Genomic DNA, 23102 nt, shown 5'->3' with positions numbered 1-23102 from the left:
CAATGATTGTCGATGATCAGTACTATGACGTGATTATTGTTGGAACAGGCGCAGGAGGCGGAACTCTAGCGCGTAAGCTTGCTCCTACGGGTAAAAAGATTTTGATTCTAGAACGAGGAGTTTTTCCGCTGCGAGAAAGTTCTGAAGCTCAAGATATTGAACTATTCAAGAAAGAAACCTTTCACGCGCCAGAACAATGGTACGACGAGAACGGAGAGCCATTTCGCCCACAAACTAGCTATTGTGTCGGGGGGAATACGAAAATCTATAGCGGCGTGTTGATGCGAATGCGCGATCGAGATTTCGAGACAGTTCAACATCAAGACGGCATTTCTCCCGCTTGGGGCTTAAAGTACTCTGATTTCGAGCCATACTATACAGAAGCCGAAAAGCTTTATCAAGTTCACGGCAAGCTAGGCGATGATCCCACCGAACCCGCTCACAGCGAAGACTATTCCTTTCCCCCAGTTGAACACGAATCGCACATTCAAACCGTCGTCGATGGACTTTCAAAGCAGGACATTCATCCGGCTTATTTACCGATCGGGTTAGGCGATCAAGGTCGAACCGATGCAGAAGATACCGGAATCACACCTGCTCTGAAATACGAGAACGTGACGCTGAAAACCTCGGCTCATGTGGTTTGTCTGCACACGAATCCTTCAGGAACAGCGATTAAAGCAGTTCAAGCTAAAATCGGCGATCAGTCTTATCTATTTTTGGGTGATATCGTTGTTCTATCTTGTGGAGCGATTAACTCAGCGGCGTTATTATTGCGATCGCAAAACGAAAAGCACCCGAACGGTATCGCTAACAGTTCGGATCAAGTCGGTCGCAACTTAATGAAACAGCAATTATCAGTCGTTGTACAACTGACCACCGATCCAAATTCTGCATTGTTTCAGCGAACAGTTAGCGTCAATGACTTCTATTGGGGTGACAAGCACTATCACTATCCAATGGGACACGTCCAGAATGCGGGCGGCATTTTGCGCGATGTAATCTTTACTGAAGCGCCTCCGGTGTTTTCTGCGATTTCGCGATTGTTACCGAGTGTAGGAATTCGACAATTGGCAACTCGATCGCTCGGTTGGTGGCTGCAAACGGAAGACTTACCAAACCCGAACAATCGTATCCGATTTGTGGGCGATAAGCTGCACATTGACTTTACGCAAAGTAATGTCGAAGCGCACGATCGATTAGTTTATCGATGGATTGATACCTTGAAACAAGTTGAATCACTGCATCCTGGTATGTTCAATCGCGTGTCACATCCTCGAAGTGATATGCCTGTTCAAGTGGTAGCGCATCAATGCGGAACTTGCCGATTTGGAGAAGATCCAAAAACTTCGGTGTTAGATTTGAACTGTCGCGCTCATGAAGTGGACAACCTTTATGTCGTTGATAGTAGTTTCTTTCCATCGAATTCTAGTATCAGTCCTGCACTTACAGTGATTGCAAATGCTTTACGAGTGGGAGAGCATTTAATTGAACGCCTGAAATAAATTAAGGCGCAGGATTCGGAAATGCTGTAAAAACTTCGTCGATCGCTTTTAACATCTCTGGTGTGAGTTCGACCTGAGCCGCATTGATATTCTCTTTTAGCTGCTCTAGCGTGGTTGCTCCAATAATCGTACTTCCTACAAACCAGCGACTGCGAACAAATGAGATCGCTAACTCAGCCGGACTCAAACCAAACCGCTGAGCCACTTTTGCATATGCTTCTGCTGCTTCGTTGACTCTGGGTTTCAGATAACGTTGAGCAAAGCGATCGAACAGTGTGATCCGAGTTTGTCCTGGATCACCTTGAACATACTTTCCAGACAATAATCCAAATCCGAGTGGACTATAAGCCAGCAAGCTCACTTTCTCTCGATAGCAGGCTTCCGCTAAAGCAGAGTCAAACACCCGATTGAGTAGATTGTAGGCATTTTGAACCGTGATAATTTTAGGAAGTCCAAGCTGTTTTGCTAGATAGCTAAATGTGGTAATGCCCCAAGGCGTTTCGTTGCTCACACCGAGGTAGCGAATTTTGCCTGCTTTAATCAATTCATCAAACACTGCTAACTGTTCAGAGATCGGTACTGTTCCTCGCTCTCGTTCTGGATCAAAGACAGTCTGACCAAAAATTGGAACATATCGATCTGACCAGTGAATTTGATAGAGATCAATGTAATCGGTTTGGAGCCGCTTTAAGCTATCATCCACAGCTTGCAAAATATTGGATTGATCGACGTGATTGTTTCCGCTGCGAACCCATTTGAAGCCGCGCCCTGCTCCAATGATTTTTGTCGCAACAATGACGCGATCGCGCTGCTGATGTTTCAACCATTCTCCGATATAAGTCTCTGTAATTCCATAAGTTTCAGCACGCGGTGGAACCGGATACATTTCTGCGGTATCAATGAAATTCACACCCTGGTCGATCGCGTAGTCTAACTGTTGGTGCGCTTCTTCGATCGTGTTTTGCTGTCCGAAAGTCATTGTTCCAAGACAGATTTCAGAAACGCTGAGATTACTTTCACCAAGAGAATGATATTGCATAGGAATTGCTGCTTTATCTGACGAAGAAATTTAATTATCCGAGCGGTACAAGCAGATAAAAAACTGATCTACTAGTGTACCATCGAACCTCTTGAAACAATCTCATAATGGTGAATGCAATGAACGAAAAGCTTAAGCAATTGTCTACTGAGATTTTTGCAGTAAAAAAGCGATCGTACAAAAAGTACGATCGCTCAATTGATTTAACTCAAATTACTGTTTAGCAGGCAACTGACCCATTCCTTTCTCAGCAAAGTACTTACTCAGGAACGTGGTTGCAAACGACAGCACTACTGGACCCAGAACGAATGCCAGGAAACCATGAACGGCAAACCCTGGAACAAACACAGAAGCCAACCAGAAGCACAGTCCATTCACGATCAGAGAGAATGCTCCAAGCGTCAAGAGGTTAATCGGCAACGACAGCAACGACAACACAGGCTTGACCGAGCCGTTGACCAATCCGATCGAGACACCAGCTAACAAAGCAGCGGGAAAAGATGCGATCGTGACTCCAGGAATGACAATATCAGTAACCAAGAGCGCGAGCGCCGTTGTGAAAATCGTTAACAGATAGCTAAGCATAGTGTTTTCTCCGTGGTGAATAAGTTAACTAGCAGATTCGTTGAGTTTTTCTTGGTGCTTCGAGACTGCCCAAACTGCGTGGATGATGCCCGGAACCCAACCTAACAGCGTCAGACCGATGCTAACGAGTAACGTAAAACTGAAGCCATAGGTAAAGAAAATCGCAACGGGAGGCAGAAGAATCGCGAGAAGGTATCGAAGTAACATAGGTTTGACCTCTTGATAATTGGTAAAATTCAGACTTTAGCGCTTTGAAACTGCTGCACTGATCAGTTCTTTCACTTGTTGCCGGATTTGCTGTTCTTTGCGGGCAACAATCGTTCCTTGCTCTGCGGCTTTCAGTGCAATCTCAGCTTGCTTTTGCTCGATCGGGGTACTTCCAACGGTTTCTGCATTCGCTTTAGTGTTGTTGTACCAGGTTTGGAACAATCCGAAGCGCTGCTTGATTGTGGAATAACGGTCACGTACCCGTGTGCCAAAGGCATCGCCATATTGAATCGAGAGTTTGGTATCAAGATTCAAAAGCTGAACCATCAATCGAGTCCGCAGCGAGTTAAACACTGATTTGGGAGCTTCAGAAGACTCTGAATCATTGAGCGTTTGAGCAACCGAGGAAACACTTTGACTGGCAGTCGATCGAATTTCAGTCGCACCTTCTTTCAGTTCGGTCAAGGTCTGAGCTGCAGCAGTCTGAATGATTTCGCGAATGCGACTGGTGCGAGTTCCGCCTTCAGTTTTGATCGTTTGAAAATCTGTTTTGAGGCGGTCTTTCATCGGATTAGACATAATTCACCTGTTTGAAAATGAGAATTGACGATCGACTTAGGGAGTAACCGCTTCTTCGGTTGAAGTTGCTTTGCGCTGCTTCAATTTCTCAACAGCCATCTGAGAAACTTCAGCCACAAGGATACTCACAATCACACCATCATCAATCCAACCCAAAACCGGAATCATATCAGTCGCAAAATCAATCGGACTTACCAGATAAAGTAAGCTACCCACAATCACAATCCAGCGATATTTCGAGTTCCGTAACAGCTTGCGGTACCAGTTGAAGAGGGGTTGACCGATGAACTTTTTCATTTGAGGTGCGCTTTCAATCGACAAATTCATCATCGCAAATCCAGGTAGCGCTGTCTGGTGTGGGAAACCTCTATTTCGGTGCGGTTCTACGCCTCTGATGCACTCACCCGAATTACGGTTAGATCGGTTCTTTACCCAAAATAAATGGAAGTAGTTTCGCAATGTTCCGAGCATCATCAATGCCGCGATGATGTGTTCCTTCTAGTTTGATTCGGGCAAGCTCCAAAGCTTCTGACATTCCGTATCGTTTAGATAAGCCTTGAGTTTTACTAAATTGCTTTTTGAGATTGATGTGCGGATAAGCAATTGGAAAAGGTGCATTGTGATATCGACTATCTTTCTTGAATTGGGTATTGTCAAAGTCGCCCCAAGAGCCAAACACACCATTGGGATAGTTCGAGAGCCATTTTTTCAGAAGTGCGATCGCTTCCACATATCCCGGTGCTTGATCGACTTGGGACTGTGTGATTGAAGTGAGCGATCGACAAAACTCCGTCAGAATCGGCACTCGGACAGGTTTAATAAAGGTTTGAAATTCATCGATCGTTGTGAGATCTTTTGCTTCAACCATCACCGCACCTATTTCGATGATCTCCATCTCATGGCGTTTGATTGTTTCTTGGTTGCAGCAAGTCGCTTCTAAATCTAGTACTAAATAGTAGTCAAATTGAGTGAGATTCATCGTCTTAGTTTAGGAGCAGGCAAGATGCCCGCCCCACAAATTGCTTAAAATCTGCCGCTGTAGCGTTCTTCGTTCCAGGGATCGCCTCGGTGATGATAACCATTGCGCTCCCAAAATCCCAAATCTTCTTTTGATAGAAACTCTAAGCCATTAATCCACTTTGCACTTTTCCAAGCGTACAAGTGAGGCACAACTAACCGTAGCGGACCCCCATGATCAGCGGGCAAAGGTTCACCAAATAACGTATGAGCAAAAAAGTTCTCTTCGCGCACAAAATCATCCAGTGCAATGTTTGTCGTATACCCTCCGTAGCAATGCTCCATGATGTGCACCGCTTTCGGATCGACATCGATCGACTTCATGAAATCAGTCACTTTCACCCCGATCCACTTCACATCGAGCTTTGACCAGGTAGTGACACAGTGAAAATCAGCAGTGAATTCGCTCTGAGGCATCGCCATAAAATCATCCCAGGAAAAAGTCTTCTCCTGAGCGAGTCCCCAGACGCGAAACTGCCAAGTTGCACGATCGATGTCTGGCGTAGGTCCGTAGGTCAGAACGGGAAATCCGGTTGCTAATTTCTGACCCGGAGGAACACGATCGCCATATTCCGCTCCTGGCTTTTTGAAAAACTTGCCTATCATTCCAGTGACTCCTTAGAAGGCTTCACTTTAAGTATGGATCAGGAGAAAGAAAATGCGTGACTCTCTCATGCGACGGAATCACGCATTTTCATTACTCTTCTTCGCTGTCTTCTTCTTCGGTTGGGTAGACGAAACCTTTCGCCCGTCCAGTGAGAATCGATTTGCCCAGCGACAGAGCGCGTTGAGCTTGCAGGTTTGCTTTACGCTTCCAGGTTGCTTTGCGCTGATCACGCTTGGCGTTGGAAGTTTTCTTCTTAGGAACAGCCATAATTTCGGCAATCGTCAATTTAAACAGCTTTTCTATTCTAAAGGAGTCCGCGTAGATTGCAAGAATTTGATTATAAACACAGCATTAATTCGGAGCCGTTTTCGGTTTTGGTGACTTCGATGCGGGCTTGAAAGGCTTCTCGGAAGTGCGGCATGTGGGTGATGATGAGAATGTTCGCGAACTCAGACGAGATCGCATTAATCGCGGCAATTAAGCGATCGCATCCTTCTTGATCTTGGTTGCCGAAGCCTTCATCGACGATCAGCATTTGAAGTGCAGTTCCCGATCGTTGAGCTAACAATCTCGCGAGTGCTAACCGAATCGCAAAATTCACCCGAAACGCTTCGCCACCCGAATACGTTTCATACGGTCGAGTCCCATACGCATCTGCAATTAGAATATCCAGCGTTTCCATCGCTTTCGCCGTTTTTGATTTGCGATTGCGCTGGGTGACGAATTGAACGTGAAGCTGATTGGCACTGAGGCGGGACAGAATTTGATTTGTGGTCGCTTCAAGCTGCGGCAGAATGTTCTCGATCATCAATGCTTGAATGCCATTTTTACCGAAAGCTTGAGCGAGTTCTTGATAAATACGGCATTGTTGACGAGCAGTTTTGAGTTGAGCATTAATCTCCTCGAATTGTTGGCTGAGCAGGTCTTGTTGTTGTTGCTGCTGTTGGAGTCGTCCAAGTTTTGCGAGGTGTTCATCGAGTTTTGTTCGATGGTGCTGAATTTGCTGTTCTAGTGTTTGAATGTGGGTGCTGAGATCTGGAGTTTTCTCTAGAGCGCGAATCAGTTCTTGGCAGTGATGCGTGCTTGTTTGCAGATCAGTGAATCTGGCTTGCAAGGTTTGTGTCAGTTCATGTAAGCGATGTTGAACTTGTGGATAGTGTTGTTTTGCTTGCTGAAGTTCTTGATAGCGAAGTTGCCAGGGTTGCGCTTGTCGGAGTGCCGATCGAATTGCGTTATGTTGCTCTAGGTTGTAGCCGATTTCTTCGATTTGTCGATCGCACTGCTGCAATCCTCGTGCTAGATCGGCGGTAAAGCGATCGTGCTGTTGTTCTAATTGTTCGATCTGCGCTTTCACAGTCGGCTGACGGTGCAGAATATTCGCCTGTCTGCGTTTGGCTTGTTTGATTTCTGCTTGACGAATCTCTGCCCAACGCCAGCGATCGACACTTCCACGAGCCAACGCATGATCGCGCTCATCGTAGTTCAATTGCTGCAAACTGCGATCGAGAATGCTGAGTTCTTCGTGCAATTCTGGCTCAAAGGCTCTTGTCTTCAGTTGCTCATCGAGTTTGAGCGCTTCAGTGTTCATTCGCTGCAACTGTGTTTGAACATCCGCAGTATTTTGTAGCTGTTCCTGTAGCTGTCCGCGTCGTTCTAAGGTATCTCCGTATTGAGCCAATCGGGTTTCAATTTTGGTGTATTCATCTCGTAAGACTTGAATCTCACGTTCTGAAGTCGTTAACTGTTCGCGAATCACCCAGATTTCAGAGAGAATTTCTTCTTTCTGAGACTGTTGTTTTTCTAAAACTAATCTCCAGTGATGTTCGTCTAAAGGTCGATCGCACAGTGGACAAGGCGGAAAATCGTGGTGCTTGATTTGAACGATCGTATTTCCTTCAACGGCTTGGGTGAGTGTTGCTGCTCGTTCTTGTTCGAGCATCCGAATCTTGTGATCAATCTCTGCGAGTTGAGCTTCATAGTTCCGTTGGTGAGCTTGCAACTGTTCCATAAAGCTACGACGCTCTAAGCCTTTTTCGCGGACTTGATCTTGATAGGCTCTGAGCTTTTCGAGTTCATCGATTTTGACTGCAACCTCGATCGCAGCTTTTTGTAAAACGGGCTGACGTTGCTGTTGGGTTTGTAGTTGACGTGCGGACGTGCGGAGTTCTTCCAATCGAGCAGAAAGACGTGTAAAAGAGCGATCGAGCTTTTGCTGAATTTGTTGTTTACGCTGAAGAAGCGGTGAGGCTTGTAACTGGAGTTGCTCCAATCTCTGAAGTTCTTGTCGTGCTGTGTTCAATTGCTCGATCGCAGATTCAACATCGGCTTCTTTGCTCAATGCTTTCTGCAACTCTTGTAATTGTTCTTGCAGCGTAATTTCTTGCGCTTGAACTTTCTGAAGCTGATTTTGTAGATGCTGTAATTTCTCAGAATACTGCTGCTCGAATTGTTGCCGCTGAGATTGGGCGACTTGATGCGATTGAAACTTTGCTGAAAATAGCTCTTCTTGAGCTTGCAGCGCTTTCCAGTGCTGATAACCAGCAATAATCTTACTTTCTTGCTGTAAGAGATATTCTAAAGTTTGGCGCTGTTCGTCGGTTTGCGATCGCTCTTTTTGCAATCGCTGACAGTCCTGGTTGAGATTGCGCTGTTGTTGTTGCTGCCAACTGAGTTGTTGTTGCCAAGTTTGTCGCTGATGTTGAACGGCTTGGAATTGTTGCAGTTGATGTTGATTTGCCGATTGCTGAGCCTGCATCTGTTCAAGAACGGTTTCGAGTTCGGTGCGTTCTTGTGCGATCGCGTCTCGCTGTTGTAACTGCTCCCGAATCGATTCTAGATTCCGCTCTAACAGTTCGACTTGTCCTTTGAACTGGCGCGATTTATCTTTCGCTTGCTCAGAAAGTTCATCGTACTGATGTAGCTTCAATAAGTCCGCTAAAATCTGTTTGCGGTCAGCGGGACGTTTCAGCATGAATTCATCGGCTCGACCCTGACGCAAATAGGCAGAATTCACGAAAGTTTCGTAATCGAGTTTCAGGTGCGTGAGAATGAGTTGCTGCGTCGATCGAATCCCCTTTGCGGTTAGCGATCGAAAGCCATTGCCCTGCATAATCTGAAATTCGAGCGATACGCCTTGCCCCCGTTGCCGAGTTCGTAACACTCGATACGTTTGCTGGTGCATCTGAAAAATGAATTCTACCTGAGCTTCTTTCGCGCCCATGTGAATGACATCATCGTCTGAAGAGACGCGACTTTCGCCCCAAAGCACCCAAGAAATCGCCTCTAACAGCGAAGACTTTCCTGCTCCATTCGCCCCGCACACACACGCAGTATGAAGCCCCTGGAAGTCGAGTGTGGCTTCCCGGTAGCTTAAAAAATGGCGGAGTGTGAGTCGTTGCGGAATCATCGCGACAATGGCGAAACGGTCAGTACTGATGCACGAAAGTACACTAGCACTCGTATATTGAGTGTAATCGCAAGATGAACGATTTTGCTAAAAAGATTTGCTCGATCGACTGTTTACCAGAAGTTTTTCGCCCTAGTTTCAACTCGATCACATGAGCCTATCGAGAGATGCTGCAAAGACTCACAGGCTCTAAAGTGTATCATTTAGCGTTTCTGGAGTCGCTTCTAATGAACGAAACTGATTCATTGATGCTGCAACAAGAATGGTTCGATCGTGGAAAAGAAGATGCTTGGGCGGGTCGATCGAAGCAACCCCCAGAGCATGATCCAGAAGCCGCCAGCTTTTACGATCTCGGCTACAGCGAGGGTGAAATCGAGCGTCCGCCTGTTGGTCTGCCTTCGACTGATTAGCCTAAAATTGGGGTGCGGTTGTCGATCGTACGTTTATGACTCACCCCGATTTACCCGAAATTTTGGCGCAGCTTCGACAGTATTTGCAGCAGGAATACGGCGATCGATTAGCCCGTCTTGTCCTGTACGGTTCGCAAGCTCGAAACAGTGCAACAGATGAATCAGACATTGATGTTCTCGTTGTTCTCAAAGCGCCATTAAACGTGATGCAAGAGATTCAACGGACTAGCGAATTTATCACTGATCTTTGTCTGGAAAAGACAGTTTTAGTTTCCCTAGGGTTTGTCTCTCTCGATCGCTACGAACAGGAGAAATCGCCATTTTTCCTAACTGTTCGCCGCGAGGGGATTTTAGTATGATTCCTGAGCAACAGAAATTTTTAGACAAAGCAGACCGAAGTCTTCAAGCTGCTCAAGTTCTTCAACAGCAAGGATTGTCTGATTTTGCAATTTCACGCGCCTACTACGCGATGTTTTACGCTGCTCAAGCGCTGCTAGTCGAAAGAGGGCTATCGTTTTCAACTCATGCAGGAGTTCTGTCAGCATTTGGCAAGCAGTTTGTTCGATCCGGTGAAGTTCCAAAAGAATTTCATCAGGCTTTAATCACAGCAGAACACGCTCGAATTCAGGGTGATTACGACATCGATCAGGAGTTGACACAAGCAGACGCGATCGAACAAATTCAGCAAGCAGAAGCATTTTTAGAAATGGCAAAAAGTCGGCTTGGCTGATTTCTTACATCGATCTAAAGACAGCAGAGATTTCAAGATTCTTCCCTTATTCTGACGGAGAAGAATTACAAGCCTCCTATGAATCCACACGTTGAAGTTCTCGCTGATTTGCCTACCCTGATTGATCGCGCTCTCGATCTCGTCCTCGAAAAACTCCAAAGCTCGATCGCATCTCGCAACATTGCCACGATCGCACTCGCGGGCGGCAGCACTCCAAAACCGCTCTACGAAAAGCTGGCACAGCAAAATTTACCCTGGGACAAACTACACATTTTCTGGGGCGATGAACGCTATGTTCCCGCTGATCATCCTGATAGCAATCAACGGATGGCTCGACTCGCTTGGCTCGATCGTGTTCCGATTCCTCCTGAAAATATCCACCCGATGCCAACCGATGACGGTGATCCAGCCATTTCCGCCCAAAAACACGAAGCCGAATTGCAATCCTTTTTCAAATCAGAGCCTGGAGAATTTCCCGCATTTGACGTGATCTTGCTCGGAATTGGCGATGATGCTCATACTGCCTCGCTGTTTCCGCACACTGAAGCATTGCAAGTCTGCGATCGCTTCATCACCGTGGGCGACAAAGACGGAAATCCCCGTATCACTTTCACTGTGCCGCTAATCAACACTGCTCATGCCGTAATTTTCCTCGTAGCGGGTGCAAATAAATACCATGCACTCACTCAGATTTTTGCAGACGAAGCAGACACAGAGACTTACCCCGCAAGACTAATCAACCCGCAAGGCGAACTCTGGTGGTTACTCGAACGATCGACAAACTTTGCGAAATAATGCAAAAAATCGAGAGACTTAGGTTTACAATCTGCTCTTACTGTCCCTCGATTTCTCGATCGTTCTAAAGGAGTTGACCTTTAATGAGTAACCTGGCTTCCCCAACTCGTCTGAAAATCGGACGCGCTTTGTCTCTCGCAGTCGTGACTCTCACAGTGGGATTGCTGGCGGCTGCTTGTCAAGAAGCTGCTCCCCCCACCGGACAAGGCGGAACAAGCACGCCCGCTGGCAACGCCTCCCCCACTGCCACCAAAGGCTTAAAGATTGGGTCACTCCTCCCTTCGACTGGAGATCTCGCCTCGATCGGACAGCAAATGGTCGCCGCTGTTCCGATCCTGGTGGATACCGTGAATCAATGCGGTGGTGTCAATGGTGAACCTGTAACGCTCGTCCAAGTCGATGATCAGACCGATCCTGCCGCAGGCGCAGAAGGCATGACTCGACTGGCAGAACGCGAACGAGTTGCGGGTGTCGTCGGATCATTCGCAAGTAGTGTTTCGACTGCTGCTTTACCGATCGCAGTTCGCAACAAAGTCGTGCTGATTTCGCCCGGAAGTACGAGTCCTGTATTTACACAACAAGCGAAAGAAGGCAAGTTCCAAGGCTACTGGGCAAGAACTGCGCCACCCGATACCTATCAAGCGCAAGCGTTGGCAAAATTAGCAAGTGAGCGCAATTTGAAGACCGCAGGCACGATCGTGATTAACAACGATTACGGAGTCGGGTTTGAGCGTGAATTTGTCAAAGCGTTTGAAGGGCTAGGTGGCAAGGTCACCAATGCAGGAAAACCCACTCGGTATGATCCCAAAGCAACGACCTTTCAGACCGAAGCCGCCGCTGCATTTACCGGAAATCCTCAAGCCGTTGCAGCCGTTCTCTATGCGGACACTGGAAGCTTAATTGTGAAATCAGCGTATGAACAAGGAAGAAGCCAGAATTCTACTTTCTTACTCACCGATGGCGTGTACTCTCAAGATTTTGTCGATAAAGTCGGAAAGGGACAAAATGGACAATCGATTCTTGCAGGGTCACTAGGAACGGTTCCAGGTGCGAGTGGTGAAGGGTTAGCGGCGTTCACCAAACTGTGGCAAGAAAAGCAAAAACGCCCACTAGCGGCGTATGCTTCTCACGCTTGGGACGCAGCAGCAATCTTGGTTTTAGCAGCCCAAGCCGCAAAAGCAAATACGGGTGAAGCGATCAAGGATAAATTGCGCGAGGTCACGAATGGTCCTGGTGAGGAAGTTTCGGATGTGTGCAAAGGATTAGAGTTGCTGCGGCAAGGGAAGGACATTAACTATCAAGGTGCAAGTGGAAATGTTGATATCGATGAAGCTGGCGATGTGATCGGTAGTTATGATGTCTGGACGGTTGAACCAGACGGCAAGCTGAAAACGATCGGTAAAGTGAATCCGAGGTAGTCGATTTTTGCGTCTTCGACTTCATAGCTGCAACAGCGGTAGACCTTCCACGCTCAGATTTTAGAGATTGGACGGAGTTGCCGCTGTTAACTGCGTTGAGAGGGCGATCGCGAATCAGGTTTCGAGCATCAGCGGACGGAGAAAATAAAAGCGATCGCCCTCTTTACGTCCAATGAATCCAGTTAACGGCGAAGACAGTTCAATCAGGATTTCTTTTAATTGGTCTTGAGTCAGCGATCGAGGCGGATCAATTGCTTCGTAAATGCCCCAGATGAATTCAAGCCCTAATTCTTGGGGTGCTCTATTTTGTAGAAGTTGAACGATGCGCGATCGTACTTTGATTTCAAGTTGAATCCGATCAATAAATTCGTTTACTTTGTCATCTGCTGCTTGACTAAAGGGAGCCTGAGCCAAACATGATTTTAGTTCCCAAAGATTAATTGCTCCCGGATAAGCTTGCTTGAGTTCTACTAATCGCTGTAGTGTTTCTGGTTGTAAAACGTTCATTTTGTTTCCGTTTGCTGTTCGATCAGCGTACTCGGTTAGTTCTCCCGGAGCCATGATAATTCTGATGCAATTGTCAAACTCAGCAGTGCTTAGATATGTGCCTCCGTATTTCATCAGTTGTGCAGGCGCTCCTTCTTTGTTGTCGTTTACTTTTTTGTGTTTACTAGCTTTGCATTCACCAATAATGAGATAAGGTGCATCGCAGAAGAAATCAATGCCGCCTGCTCCTCCAGTAACGTCTGGATCAAGGCTCATTTTTGGATTGTTCCGAGAGTTGGTAAAGCCTAATTCAATAAAGCTTTTGCGGACAAGTTTCTCGAAATAGTCACCATCACTAGAGTTACCCGCCCTAGCAATTTCCCGAATCCATGTCTTGTCTGAGTTCAGGAAATCCTTGGTCGCGCTGTCTGCCCAACCTAAAAAGCATTTCAAATCTTGTTCGAGATGAATGGCGGCTGAATTGGTTGGAGTGAGTTGAGCGATCGCGGAATGTAAGGCTTCTAGTTCTGGATGCTCTGGCGGTTCTAGGTTTTCGAGTTGGTGTTTGCGTTGGGCAAAAGTGCGATCGCTAATAACAGGTAAAGAATTTACCAGTGTGATTGGCGTTCTCAAAGGTAAGAAATCACCTTTAGTTGTTGTGCTTACTTCGCTAGGTTCGGATAATTCATAAACCCGCAAGTAGGCGAGAAAAAAGAAACCTCGTTCTGCTAGTTTGCTCTCTACGGTTTGCTTTGTCCACATCGTCAACTTAGATAACATATCTAGTTGATCAAGGCGATCAATGCTCTGACACAGTTCACATCTCGCCCAAAATCTTGCTTTGAAATTATTTGCTCTTAGAAAGTCATCAGAACAGAGGGCAAAAGATTGTCCAGGAGATATAAAGTTCCAGGGCATTGTTGCAATGGCTCGTCCTTGTGTCAATGCTTGCCAGTCCTCATGAGGCAGGCGTAGCGCAGTTGCGAGAAGTGTAGTTCCAATCATGAGATTACGCGAATACCTCGCTATATACACTGCTTTCAGCAAATGGGCTACCGGAGGTGATGAATTGGTCTTCGTCGATCGCATCATGAGGAATCTGACCAGATGGATCACTGAGAATTTCTTGAACGAGATAACTGCTCTCAGCAATTTTTCGCTGTCTCATAAATTCAAAGACTTGCTCTTGCTCGAACTCATATTCTTCATGAGCGGCAAAGACAAATGAGACCGCGAGAAGTGCTTGAATGTCTTTTGGCTTCAGAAGTACCCACTCTCCGCCTAGCTCTGTTAAAAGTCTATTTAGGTGCTGATGACCATGTGTATTCTCCCTTACAGCTTTTGAGCGAACAAGACAACCACGAGTCAAATCAAATTTCTTGTAGTCAATCAACCGTTTTAGAGCAGCGCTGACGTACCTTGCTCCAGATTCCTGAAGGACACACACTCCAATTTTCACAGTCTTTCCGTTGTCTTGACCTACGATTCTGAAGTCAAGATATCCTTGGTCGGCAGAAGTTACCTCAATATCTTGAACTTCTTCGACCATTACCTGTCCGACTTTCTGACCCTCTAAACTCCAAAAGGCGACGAGCAGCGCATAACCAATTAGCCCGCTGTCTTCTAAGTAGTCATCAAGATCGCGATCTAGAGCCAACATCTGCTCCTGGAAAGCAACTTCGACTTGATGAAGAGAATCAGGCGGATCAATAGGAGGTTTGCCCGCTCCGGGCACTTCCCAGTTCTCGCAGCACCATTTCAAAACCCTACGTGCGATCGGACGTTCTTTGCCAAGATCGCGAAGTTCGTTTTCGTCAAATGGATAAGTTGGAGTAGGTGGAGTGAAGCCTTTTGCATCGTAGAACAGCTTCAACCAAGTAGACACTAAATCAATTACGTGATCAGAATTGAGATACTTTAAATCAAAATACTTTTCTCCGATTCGATCTGCAATTGATTCGGCTTGAGGCATTACTTTCACTTGTTGCGTCCATGTGTCTGGCAAAACAGACAGCATCAGAATGCCACGTTTGAGCTTACTGTAAAGATCCTTAGCTAGTAATGCAACGACTTGTGGTGTTGAAAGACCCTTGGCGTTTGTGTTCTTCGGTTCTGCTTCATCAAAGCAGATAACAGTCGTTTGATAGTCGCCAACGAGATCAAGAACTTGACTAGCAATATTCAAGGCTCTAGATTCTCGATCTTCTTCTCTAACAACAGGTAAGCCCATTGCATCTGCTTGGGTTTGGGTCAATTCACTGCCAGACAACCAGTTAATGGCAAAAATACCGCGGTCTGGCGAGAGCGTCCAGAGAATGGCTTGGACAACATACGGATCGCGAATGTCTGGTTTCAGTTGACAGATTTTAGCTGTCAACTGGTCAACTAAAGCAGGACGCTTTGCAATCGCACCGGGAAATTGTTTGATTATGTACTCTGGTGAGCGATCAGTGTTGTATGCCTGGTTAACCAAGAAGGTTGCTATCTCTTGCCATTGCATCACGCCTTGACTGCCAGACTGCTTAAGGCTGTAGGCAAGTGTGCTGAGAAATTGACTATTGATCCGGTTTAAATCACTGTAGTCTGTTTCACTCATGTAAACGAAGAAGGATGTGCCTTCCTCTTTGAAGCGTCGCCGCAATCGGCTAATCAGATGACTCTTGCCGAGACCTTTCTCAGCGGTAATCGTGACCCCCAAAACCGAGCGTTGCCCTAGACGAATCTGCTCAATTCCCTGAAAAATTGCATCAGAAATGTGACCATTAATCGAAGGAACATCAGGGAATTTTTGCTCCCAGACATCGTGAGTTCTGACAACAGGAGATCGATCAAATGGATTGTGGCTTGCAATCAGGTTGTGGAGATCGGACAATGCGGAGGGCGAATGGTTTGCTAAGTCTGTTACGGACATTTCAATACCTACACTGAAGAATGAGAAACTAGAAATCGAAACGCTTAAATCAGGTGTTAAGAAGCTTGGCATAACAGCGAAGCCCGTTCACTTTAGTCGTTATGGAATCTTCAATTTTGTCTGGGGCGCTGTCTTCCACGCTGCCTATCAATAACTGAAGAATGTCATTCGCCTGCATGTCTAAAAGCCACTCATTGAAATCCGATCGCTCAACTCGTTCCCCAATTTCCCGCCGAATTCGATAAATTGGCACTAAGTTATCGAGGTTGTAATCACGATTCAATCGATCGTAGATTTCCAACGCCACAGGCTTGAATTCCTCGTACGATGCGATCGCGCTTTTCTTCCCGTTGCCATTCGTAACAGGCGCACTTGCCAAACAATTTCGTCGAATCCATCTCAGTAAAGGATTCGCTGTTTTTACGCTGGTTGCACGATCGTCAAATTTAAAATCCTCTGCCTTCAAGCCGTCTGCTAAAAGTTGCTGACCGATCGAAGTGAGTTTAACCGAAGTGCTGACGACCTCGATCGCCTTTGCCTCGATCAATGCTTGATAAATCGGCTCATAGTCAGAAGGCTTTTCTTTTGCACGCTTTAACTTTCCGAACAACGCGCTTTTTTTGATTTCGGATTGTCGATCGTTTGCATCCCACAACGCCAGCAAAAAGCGAGTTTTTGCCTGGGCTTCCGTTTCTTGTAACGCCATCGTCTGTCTCCTTCGAGGCTAAGCAGAGTACTTACGTATTAAGCGAAAGATTGATTGTTCTTTCCCAGAATGCCCGGTCAAAAAAAGGAATTAACGTAAAAAACTCATGTTTGATCGTATGGAAATTATCAAGTAGAGAAAAAGTGTCTGCACCGATTTTGAGAATTGCGTGGTTTCACGATCGCATCTCCGCAACATTGCTGACACCGTAAATCTCATAGAATAGAGTTCGTTCTGCATTCTGCTAATTTATGCGAAATCCTCCTCAGCCGTTGCCCGAAAATTTGTGGGGAGAACAATGGCGCTTTGCATCGCTTCGATCGAGTGATTTAGTCGAGTCGATCGCCAATCGCACGATCCCGATCGTCGAAATGCCCGAAGCCCTCTACCCAATCAATTTAGGCATCGCATCGACAGTTCAGATTCCAGGAGTCGTGATCGATGGGGGACGACGATCGATGCAGTTAGCACGATGGTTGAAGGCAAATCAGCCCGTGTCACTTGATGCGATCGCAGGTGCGCCCGATGGATTGATTTTGAATGCAGGAGAAGTCGATCGCTGGATTGTCGCAACGTTTGAAGATCCGGAAGTGCGAAGCGCTGCTCAGTTGTTTGAACAGCGCAAAAAAGAAAGCGATCGACTCCACTTTCTATTAGTTGAGCCGGATGATTCGGGAATGACTTACACCGGATTTTGGTTGTTAAGAAGTCCGGGATTGAAATAGTGTTTCTAATGCGATCGCTTGGCTCGATCGCATTTGTCCATAGCTGAAGACATAAGGAACATCAGACGGCAAACTGGGAATAAATCGATCGAGCACATAAGGACTGCCGTAAAGCGCGATCGCAAATAATCGATCGGTGTTCAATAGATAGGTAAACCAATCTTGTGCCGCTTGAGTTAATCCAGCAATGCCGCGAAAGGGATTTCCTCGAATAAATAGCTGTAATAGCGTTGGGCTTGAATCGCGATTGTTTAAATCAATGTACGGAGTATGTCGATCGACGATTTCAACCTGAGTAAATCCAAACTGTGTAGGAAATGCGATCGCAGGAGCGGTTCGACCGAGAAAATCACAATCGAGAATGCTATCGACAATCACTAAATTGCGACCAACACTTTTAAGAGAAGCTAATCGAGACGGGTTGGGATGGTGGAATCTCATCGATTGTCTCAACAAATCAGCATTGATAGATAAAGCTTCCGGTTGAGCAATCGAATCAGTTAAGTTGCTCGTTTGTAAAACGGGTTCGGGTGGATTTTCCCAGGCGTGACCTTCTTTGGAGGGAATCTCGATCGCACAAGCTTTCTGTTTTGCTCTCCAAATTCTTTCAACTGAGGCTTGAATGCGATCGCGAGAAATCCGCCCACTTTCCACCGCTGCACATACGGCTGTAATCGCTTTCTCTGGCTCTAGTGGCATCATCAAAATATCGGTTCCCGCTTCGACTGCCAGCACACAGGCTTCTTCGGTTCCGTATCGATTCGTAATCGCGCCCATTACCAGCGCATCCGTTGTGACTAATCCTTCAAACCCAAGATTGTGTCTTAGTTCATCGGTGAGAACTTTCTGAGAGAGTGTGCCGGGATAGTTCGGATCAAGTGCAGGAATTTGCAGATGAGCGCTCATCACGGCATCGACACCCGCTGAAATCGCAGCCTTGAACGGAGGAAATTCGATTTTCTCTAAGCGATCGCGATCGTGCAAAATCACAGGCAATTCGAGGTGAGAATCGATCGACGTATCACCATGACCCGGAAAATGTTTTGCAGTGGTTAAAATCGGGTGCTGATGTGCCCCTCGGATAAAAGACACTGCAAGTTCGCTGACAATCTCTGGAGTCTCGCCAAATGCCCGGACATTGATCACCGGATTGTCTGGATTGTTATTCACATCAACGGTAGGAGACAAGAGCCAATTTAAGCCGATCGCTAAACTTTCCTCTGCCGTAATCCGTCCCATCTGTTCCGCGTAGTGACAGGCGAGGGGTAAATCGCGTTTGGCAATTTCAGCGATCGACATGGGCGGTGGAAACCAAGTTGCCCCAGAAAATCGCTGTCCGACTCCTTCTTCGACATCGGCACAGATTAATAAAGGAACCGCTGCCCAGGATTGAAGCTGCTGCGTTCTGAGCGCGATTTCTCCCGCACTTGCACCCAGGAGAATCACACCTCCCACTCCCAATTTTTCGACCCAGTGACGTAACCTCGCCGCAGGTGGCTCCCAGACTGGATACTGAATCTCATGGTCAAACAAAAAGCCTGAAGCTCTCACAACGACCATTTGAGCCACTTGCTGCGGTAACGTCAACGCATCAAGATTCGGGAGAAACGTCTTCATCATGTTTACGTTCTTGGCTGAGGCGATTAATTAACCCTAGAACTTTATCACCTCGCTCCAGCGAATTATCCTCAATGAAGATCACTTCTGGTGTTCTGCGTAATCGAATTCGCTGACCCAGTTCGCTCCGAACGTAACCCGTCGCCGACTTCAAACCCGCCATTGTTTCGGCTTTGGCTGCGTCGTCACCGTAGATGCTGACAAAGATTTTGGCGTGCTGCAAATCGCCCGAAACATCAACATCCGTGACGCTCACCATTCCGGTTCCTACGCGATCGTCTTTGATGCCATTCAATAGCATCTGACTCACTTCGCGTCGAATCGATTCTGCGACACGAGCCTGTCTTCGATCTGTCGCCATACCTTGCCCGTCCTATTCAGTACAAAAGATTTATTCTAACAGGCGCTAATTCAAGCCCAGCATTGCCTTTAAGGTAAAAGACACAAACGCAAAGCTCCCGACGAGAATTCCGACGAGTGCGATCGCGCTTAAAGGACGTTTGAACATCGGCACCAGAGGCGCAAACGCATTCAAAATCACACCCAGCACGACACCGATGACAAACTTGGGATATTTAGAAACGGTGTTCCAAAGGTCTTGAATCATAAGGGTTATTTTCTAAACGCCATTCCATCATATCGAGAACTGGGAGCCGATTAATTATGAAACCTGATCAAACTGTAATTTTTGTAATACTTAAACTGATCAGATCAAATGTATTTTAGGTGTTAAATAAAAACATGATTACTCAAGTACAGTCCCCGGTGTTACCGCGTCCGTTTATTAAGTGGGCGGGCGGAAAAAGTCAGTTGATCGCGCAGTACGTTTTTCATTTCCCGGAACGTTACCAAAATTACTATGAGCCGTTTGTGGGAGGTGGAGCAATTTTCTTTCATCTCCAGCCTTCACAGTCTTTATTAATTGATATTAATTTAGAGCTAGTGAATGTCTATCGCTGTGTACGCGATCGCGTTGAGGAACTCATCGATCGATTAGAGCACCATCATCAACACCATAGCCCTGATCATTACTATCAAGTCCGCGCCCAGCTTGCGCCAAATGATGATTGGTTCTACGAAGGGAACAATATCGATCGCGCTGCTAGATTGATTTACTTAAATAAAACTTGCTTTAACGGACTGTACCGCGAGAATTCTAAAGGGCATTTTAATGTACCGATCGGGAGCTACAAAAAGCCCGCAATTTATGATCCACAAATTTTAAAAGCAGACTCGATCGCGCTTCAAACGGCAAAAATTGAACCCGGAGCGTTTGATCAAGTGCTGCAATATGCTCGAAGCTCCGAAGACTTCGTTTACTTTGATCCCCCTTATTATCCGCTGAGTCCGACCAGTAGCTTTACTGCTTACAATCGTTACTCATTTAGTGAAGCTCAGCAGATTCAATTGCGCGATGTAATGCGAGAACTGAGCGATCGAGGTGTGAAAGTGATGCTTTCAAACTCAGATTGTCCGTTTATCCAAGAGCTATACAAGGAATTCAACATTCATACTATCTATGCCACTCGCAACATTAACTGCAACCCAGAGAAGCGCGGCAAAATTACAGAAGTGCTAGTGACCAATTACTGATTGAAATCAATTCTCAATAGATTCAAAAGGATTGAGTAGTGGAACTCCTGCATCTGCAAAGTCGCTTAGATTGCGAGTGACCAGGGTTAAGCTACAAGTGAGAGCAGTTGCAGCAATTTGCTTATCTAGCACATTGTGAAGATTGGGCGCACACAATCTTCCCCAGACCTGAGCTTCAAGTTCAGTAAAATCCAAAATACGATCGGCATAGTCTTCTACAACGGTCTGCAACCAGGCTTCTAGCATCTCTGCTTGACGCTGATCGCCTCGATGTCGAATCAGTTCAACGCCTCGACGCAGTTCACCGATCGTGATGACACTGAGGTAGAGATACGCTTCTTGGTCAACAGCTTGGCGAAAAAATCTCAGGACACTAGGGTTTGCTTTGCTCTTTTTGCGTAGTTCGCTAATGACGTTTGTATCAATCAAATACATGGCGGATCGGCACATCTTGAACTCGCTCGAAATCTGAATCATTGCCTACCTCCGGAATCTGATGCAGTACTTCTGAGAAAGACTTTCTCTGAGGGTGCAGCAATGCTTGTTCTAGAATTTTGCGATGTTCAGCTTCAGCGCTCACACCATTGCGACTAGCTCGTTTTTTGAGTGCTTTCACGATCGCTTCATCAATATTTCGGACAATCAAATTTGCCATACGTTTTCTTTAACTTTGCAATTATGATAGCAATGATATCACTTAATGCGCTGAACATTTGTTATCTCTCATAAGAAAGACGGAAAGCGATCGCATTCTCTCTAGGATTCGATCAGTTGTGACCTAGAGGGCTGATATGCGAATTCATCATCTCAACTGTGGCTGTATGTGTCCGGTCGGGGGCGCATTGATGGATGGCTTCAGTCGTGGCATCACATCGCATCTGGTTTGTCACTGTTTACTGATTGAAACGAATCAAGGATTAGTTCTAGTTGATACAGGCTTCGGGTTGCGCGATATTGAAGCACCGTTTAATCGCCTGAGTCCGTTTTTTGTCACGTTTAATAACATTCAATTCGATCGCAAATATAGCGCGATCAACCAAATTGAAGAGCTAGGATTCTCCCCTCAAGATGTCCGACACATTGTTCTCACTCACCTTGATTTTGATCATGCAGGCGGCTTAGAAGACTTTCCCAATGCAACCGTTCATGTGATGCAGAGTGAATATGATGCGGTGCAACATCGAGAAGGGTTTATCTCACACCGTCGCTATCGTCCGAAACAATGGGATGAAGTAAAATCTTGGAAATTTTACACTCCGAATGGCGAACCGTGGTTTGAATTTGAAGCGGTCAGAGAGCTAGAAGGACTGCCGCCAGAGATTTTATTTATTCCGCTGATTGGACATACACAAGGTCATGCAGGAATTGCGATCAACACTTTCGAAGGTTGGCTCCTTCATGCAGGTGATGCTTACTTCTACCGCGATGAAATGCAGCCGAATCCAAAATGTACTCCGGGACTGAAAGCGTATCAATGGATGATGGAAGTCGATCGTAAAGCGCGATTGCTCAATCAAGACCGACTTCGCAAATTAGCATCGAACCATCAGAATGAAGTTCGATTATTTTGTAGTCATGATGCGATCGAGCTTAAAATGCTTTCTGAGGAAAAGTTGGCGTACAAAGACGTGAACGAAATGAAAAGGTGAATGAGCTTGAAAGCCTCTATTATTTGATACAGTATCATACGTCAATTTACGTAAATTCCCGATAAACTCATGAATAGCTAACGTGATGCTATAGAGAAACGAGCATATTCATGAGTGTGAATCAATATGGTCTTGAGCGAGATATTCCAGATTCCGTTAAACGAGTAGTGCGGCAAGAATGCGGCAATGGTTGTGTAATTTGCGGGAAGCTGCCGTACGAATATGAACACTTTGATCCTCCATATAAAGATGCTTGTGAGCATAAAGCCGAGGGAATTGCATTACTCTGCTCATCGCATCACACTGACAAAAGTGCTGGTCGTCTTAGTGTACAAACTATAAAGAAGCGAAGATCTAAACCGTACAATCAAGGACAATCTGCAATTTGGACTCATCATCTAACCGAAGATATTCTATTTCTGGATGTAGGGGGCAATATATTGCATGGTCATAGTGTTGGGTTGTCCATCAATGGTACTGTGATTATTGGAATGAAAGCACCTGCAACGTCGGACGGGCAATGGCTTTTGGCTGGAGCTTTCAATGATCCCTATGGAACGGGTACTCTTCAATTTTGCGATAATGAAGTACAAATTCATCGTGGCTCTTGGGATTTCACAATGGAAGGAACAACATTAACAGTACGCAGCGGACCTCGCAAGGTTGTTGCTCAAGTCTCTTTCCGTCCTAGCGATAACGTTATTTCTATTGATAAACTAAAGATGAAATTGGCGAACGGGCACAACCTCTTAGTAGGAAAAGAAGGTATACGTATAAAAGGCTCTCAGCTTAACGTGGAGCTTCAAAGAAATATCTCGCTAAAAAGATCCGGAAAATCGATTGTTCTTGGTGACAATCAATACCCTGATGTGGAATTCACTACTCTTGCTGTCAATTATTCTGTTCTTGGAAACTCAAAAGACTGGTGCAATTAGCGTTTTTGCTACTTGCTGCTTAGTCACACTTAGTACTAGATCTCTGGCGTGAATGACCACCGCCTTCTATTCGCTCAGGCATTCACGCCAGAACTTTACTCTGTGTTCCCTTGGCTTGCTTCATATTCTGCAAAAGAAACCGCTCAACTCTAAATTAATAGGAGTTGAGCGGGTTTAAGTCA

At 46.0% G+C, this 23102-nt stretch carries 27 protein-coding genes; 10 read left to right on the top strand and 17 right to left on the bottom strand.

Annotated elements, in window-relative coordinates; all coding sequences use genetic code 11:
* Positions 1-2: 2 nt before the first annotated feature.
* The gene (locus NIES2104_RS23545; RefSeq protein WP_059000677.1) at positions 3-1505 is read left to right on the top strand and encodes a GMC oxidoreductase; all 1503 of its coding nucleotides are present in this window, start codon (positions 3-5) and stop codon (positions 1503-1505) included.
* 1 nt (position 1506) lies between these two features.
* Here the strand turns inward: NIES2104_RS23545 and NIES2104_RS23540 are convergent, their stop codons facing one another.
* From NIES2104_RS23540 to NIES2104_RS23500, 9 genes are all read right to left on the bottom strand, one after another.
* Positions 1507-2544, bottom strand: coding sequence for an aldo/keto reductase (locus tag NIES2104_RS23540; RefSeq protein WP_059000676.1), 1038 nt, complete (start codon positions 2542-2544; stop codon positions 1507-1509).
* A 213-nt stretch (positions 2545-2757) separates the two neighbouring features.
* On the bottom strand, positions 2758-3129 hold the full coding sequence (locus tag NIES2104_RS23535; protein ID WP_059000675.1) for a phage holin family protein: 372 nt from the start codon (positions 3127-3129) through the stop codon (positions 2758-2760).
* A 24-nt stretch (positions 3130-3153) separates the two neighbouring features.
* Entirely contained in the window at positions 3154-3336 is a 183-nt protein-coding gene (locus NIES2104_RS23530; RefSeq protein ID WP_059000674.1) for a YqaE/Pmp3 family membrane protein, read from the bottom strand.
* Between the two features lie 36 nt (positions 3337-3372).
* Complete coding sequence (locus NIES2104_RS23525) at positions 3373-3915, bottom strand: hypothetical protein (RefSeq protein WP_059000673.1); 543 nt, start codon at positions 3913-3915, stop codon at positions 3373-3375.
* A 36-nt stretch (positions 3916-3951) separates the two neighbouring features.
* Positions 3952-4212: a YkvA family protein gene (locus tag NIES2104_RS23520; RefSeq protein ID WP_059002036.1), complete on the bottom strand. Its 261-nt coding sequence runs from the start codon at positions 4210-4212 to the stop codon at positions 3952-3954.
* Positions 4213-4330: 118 nt separating this feature from the next.
* Complete coding sequence (locus NIES2104_RS23515; protein WP_059000672.1) at positions 4331-4894, bottom strand: 3'-5' exonuclease; 564 nt, start codon at positions 4892-4894, stop codon at positions 4331-4333.
* A 44-nt stretch (positions 4895-4938) separates the two neighbouring features.
* Positions 4939-5538, bottom strand: a complete 600-nt coding sequence (locus NIES2104_RS23510; RefSeq protein WP_059000671.1) for a sulfite oxidase-like oxidoreductase — start codon at positions 5536-5538, stop codon at positions 4939-4941.
* 91 nt (positions 5539-5629) lie between these two features.
* Positions 5630-5806, bottom strand: coding sequence for a 50S ribosomal protein L32 (locus tag NIES2104_RS23505; protein ID WP_059000670.1), 177 nt, complete (start codon positions 5804-5806; stop codon positions 5630-5632).
* A 70-nt stretch (positions 5807-5876) separates the two neighbouring features.
* Positions 5877-8945: an AAA family ATPase gene (locus NIES2104_RS23500; protein ID WP_059000669.1), complete on the bottom strand. Its 3069-nt coding sequence runs from the start codon at positions 8943-8945 to the stop codon at positions 5877-5879.
* 227 nt (positions 8946-9172) lie between these two features.
* Here NIES2104_RS23500 and NIES2104_RS23495 point away from each other — a divergent pair, with 227 nt between their 5' ends.
* The 5 genes from NIES2104_RS23495 to NIES2104_RS23475 all read left to right on the top strand — a co-directional run bounded on the left by NIES2104_RS23495 (position 9173) and on the right by NIES2104_RS23475 (position 12298).
* Positions 9173-9355: a hypothetical protein gene (locus tag NIES2104_RS23495; protein ID WP_059002035.1), complete on the top strand. Its 183-nt coding sequence runs from the start codon at positions 9173-9175 to the stop codon at positions 9353-9355.
* A gap of 35 nt (positions 9356-9390) precedes the next feature.
* Positions 9391-9714, top strand: coding sequence for a nucleotidyltransferase domain-containing protein (locus NIES2104_RS23490; protein WP_059000668.1), 324 nt, complete (start codon positions 9391-9393; stop codon positions 9712-9714).
* Entirely contained in the window at positions 9711-10085 is a 375-nt protein-coding gene (locus NIES2104_RS23485; RefSeq protein WP_059000667.1) for a HEPN domain-containing protein, read from the top strand. The genes NIES2104_RS23490 and NIES2104_RS23485 overlap by 4 nt, the downstream gene beginning before the upstream one ends.
* 78 nt (positions 10086-10163) lie before the next feature.
* Positions 10164-10880, top strand: coding sequence for a 6-phosphogluconolactonase (pgl, locus tag NIES2104_RS23480; RefSeq protein ID WP_059000666.1), 717 nt, complete (start codon positions 10164-10166; stop codon positions 10878-10880).
* 83 nt (positions 10881-10963) lie between these two features.
* Positions 10964-12298, top strand: coding sequence for an ABC transporter substrate-binding protein (locus tag NIES2104_RS23475; protein ID WP_059000665.1), 1335 nt, complete (start codon positions 10964-10966; stop codon positions 12296-12298).
* 114 nt (positions 12299-12412) lie between these two features.
* On the opposite strand, the gene NIES2104_RS23470 is transcribed toward NIES2104_RS23475, so the two are convergent.
* Genes NIES2104_RS23470 through NIES2104_RS23460 form a run of 3 tightly spaced genes read right to left on the bottom strand, consistent with a single transcriptional unit; the run spans position 12413 to position 16401 of the window.
* Positions 12413-13789, bottom strand: a complete 1377-nt coding sequence (locus NIES2104_RS23470; protein ID WP_059000664.1) for a DUF1802 family protein — start codon at positions 13787-13789, stop codon at positions 12413-12415.
* A 4-nt stretch (positions 13790-13793) separates the two neighbouring features.
* Positions 13794-15695, bottom strand: a complete 1902-nt coding sequence (locus tag NIES2104_RS23465) for a P-loop NTPase fold protein (RefSeq protein ID WP_059000663.1) — start codon at positions 15693-15695, stop codon at positions 13794-13796.
* A gap of 49 nt (positions 15696-15744) precedes the next feature.
* Positions 15745-16401 carry a hypothetical protein gene (locus NIES2104_RS23460; protein ID WP_059000662.1) on the bottom strand — a complete coding sequence of 219 codons (657 nt, stop codon included), beginning with the start codon at positions 16399-16401 and terminating at the stop codon, positions 15745-15747.
* Between the two features lie 251 nt (positions 16402-16652).
* On the opposite strand from NIES2104_RS23460, the gene NIES2104_RS23455 reads away from it, so the two are divergent.
* Entirely contained in the window at positions 16653-17126 is a 474-nt protein-coding gene (locus tag NIES2104_RS23455; RefSeq protein WP_059000661.1) for a Tab2 family RNA-binding protein, read from the top strand.
* Here the strand turns inward: NIES2104_RS23455 and NIES2104_RS23450 are convergent.
* The 3 genes from NIES2104_RS23450 to NIES2104_RS23440 are packed head-to-tail and all read right to left on the bottom strand — an operon-like array spanning position 17103 to position 19350.
* Complete coding sequence (locus tag NIES2104_RS23450) at positions 17103-18746, bottom strand: glycoside hydrolase family 3 N-terminal domain-containing protein (protein ID WP_339375195.1); 1644 nt, start codon at positions 18744-18746, stop codon at positions 17103-17105. The two genes, NIES2104_RS23455 and NIES2104_RS23450, sit on opposite strands and share 24 nt — an antisense overlap.
* Positions 18718-19104, bottom strand: a complete 387-nt coding sequence (gene rbfA, locus NIES2104_RS23445) for a 30S ribosome-binding factor RbfA (RefSeq protein ID WP_059000660.1) — start codon at positions 19102-19104, stop codon at positions 18718-18720. Before rbfA ends, NIES2104_RS23450 begins: the two co-directional genes overlap by 29 nt.
* Before the next feature lie 45 nt (positions 19105-19149).
* Positions 19150-19350, bottom strand: a complete 201-nt coding sequence (locus tag NIES2104_RS23440) for a DUF751 family protein (protein ID WP_059000659.1) — start codon at positions 19348-19350, stop codon at positions 19150-19152.
* A gap of 134 nt (positions 19351-19484) precedes the next feature.
* Between NIES2104_RS23440 and NIES2104_RS23435 the strand changes: the two genes are divergently transcribed.
* A complete protein-coding gene (locus NIES2104_RS23435; protein WP_059000658.1) occupies positions 19485-20336 on the top strand; it encodes a DNA adenine methylase in 852 nt (283 codons plus the stop codon).
* Positions 20337-20342: 6 nt separating this feature from the next.
* Here the strand turns inward: NIES2104_RS23435 and NIES2104_RS23430 are convergent, their stop codons facing one another.
* Together NIES2104_RS23430 and NIES2104_RS23425 are read right to left on the bottom strand one after the other, a co-directional pair.
* Entirely contained in the window at positions 20343-20771 is a 429-nt protein-coding gene (locus NIES2104_RS23430; protein WP_059000657.1) for a type II toxin-antitoxin system VapC family toxin, read from the bottom strand.
* On the bottom strand, positions 20758-20991 hold the full coding sequence (locus NIES2104_RS23425) for a hypothetical protein (RefSeq protein ID WP_059000656.1): 234 nt from the start codon (positions 20989-20991) through the stop codon (positions 20758-20760). The genes NIES2104_RS23430 and NIES2104_RS23425 overlap by 14 nt, the downstream gene beginning before the upstream one ends.
* 136 nt (positions 20992-21127) lie before the next feature.
* On the opposite strand from NIES2104_RS23425, the gene NIES2104_RS23420 reads away from it, so the two are divergent.
* A complete protein-coding gene (locus NIES2104_RS23420) occupies positions 21128-21985 on the top strand; it encodes an MBL fold metallo-hydrolase (RefSeq protein ID WP_059000655.1) in 858 nt (285 codons plus the stop codon).
* 110 nt (positions 21986-22095) lie between these two features.
* Positions 22096-22920 carry a hypothetical protein gene (locus tag NIES2104_RS23415; RefSeq protein WP_059000654.1) on the top strand — a complete coding sequence of 275 codons (825 nt, stop codon included), beginning with the start codon at positions 22096-22098 and terminating at the stop codon, positions 22918-22920.
* Positions 22921-23102: the final 182 nt, after the last annotated feature.

This window comes from Leptolyngbya sp. NIES-2104, assembly GCF_001485215.1.
Lineage (GTDB): Bacteria > Cyanobacteriota > Cyanobacteriia > Leptolyngbyales > Leptolyngbyaceae > Leptolyngbya.
This window is presented reverse-complemented; position numbering and strand designations above follow the sequence as displayed.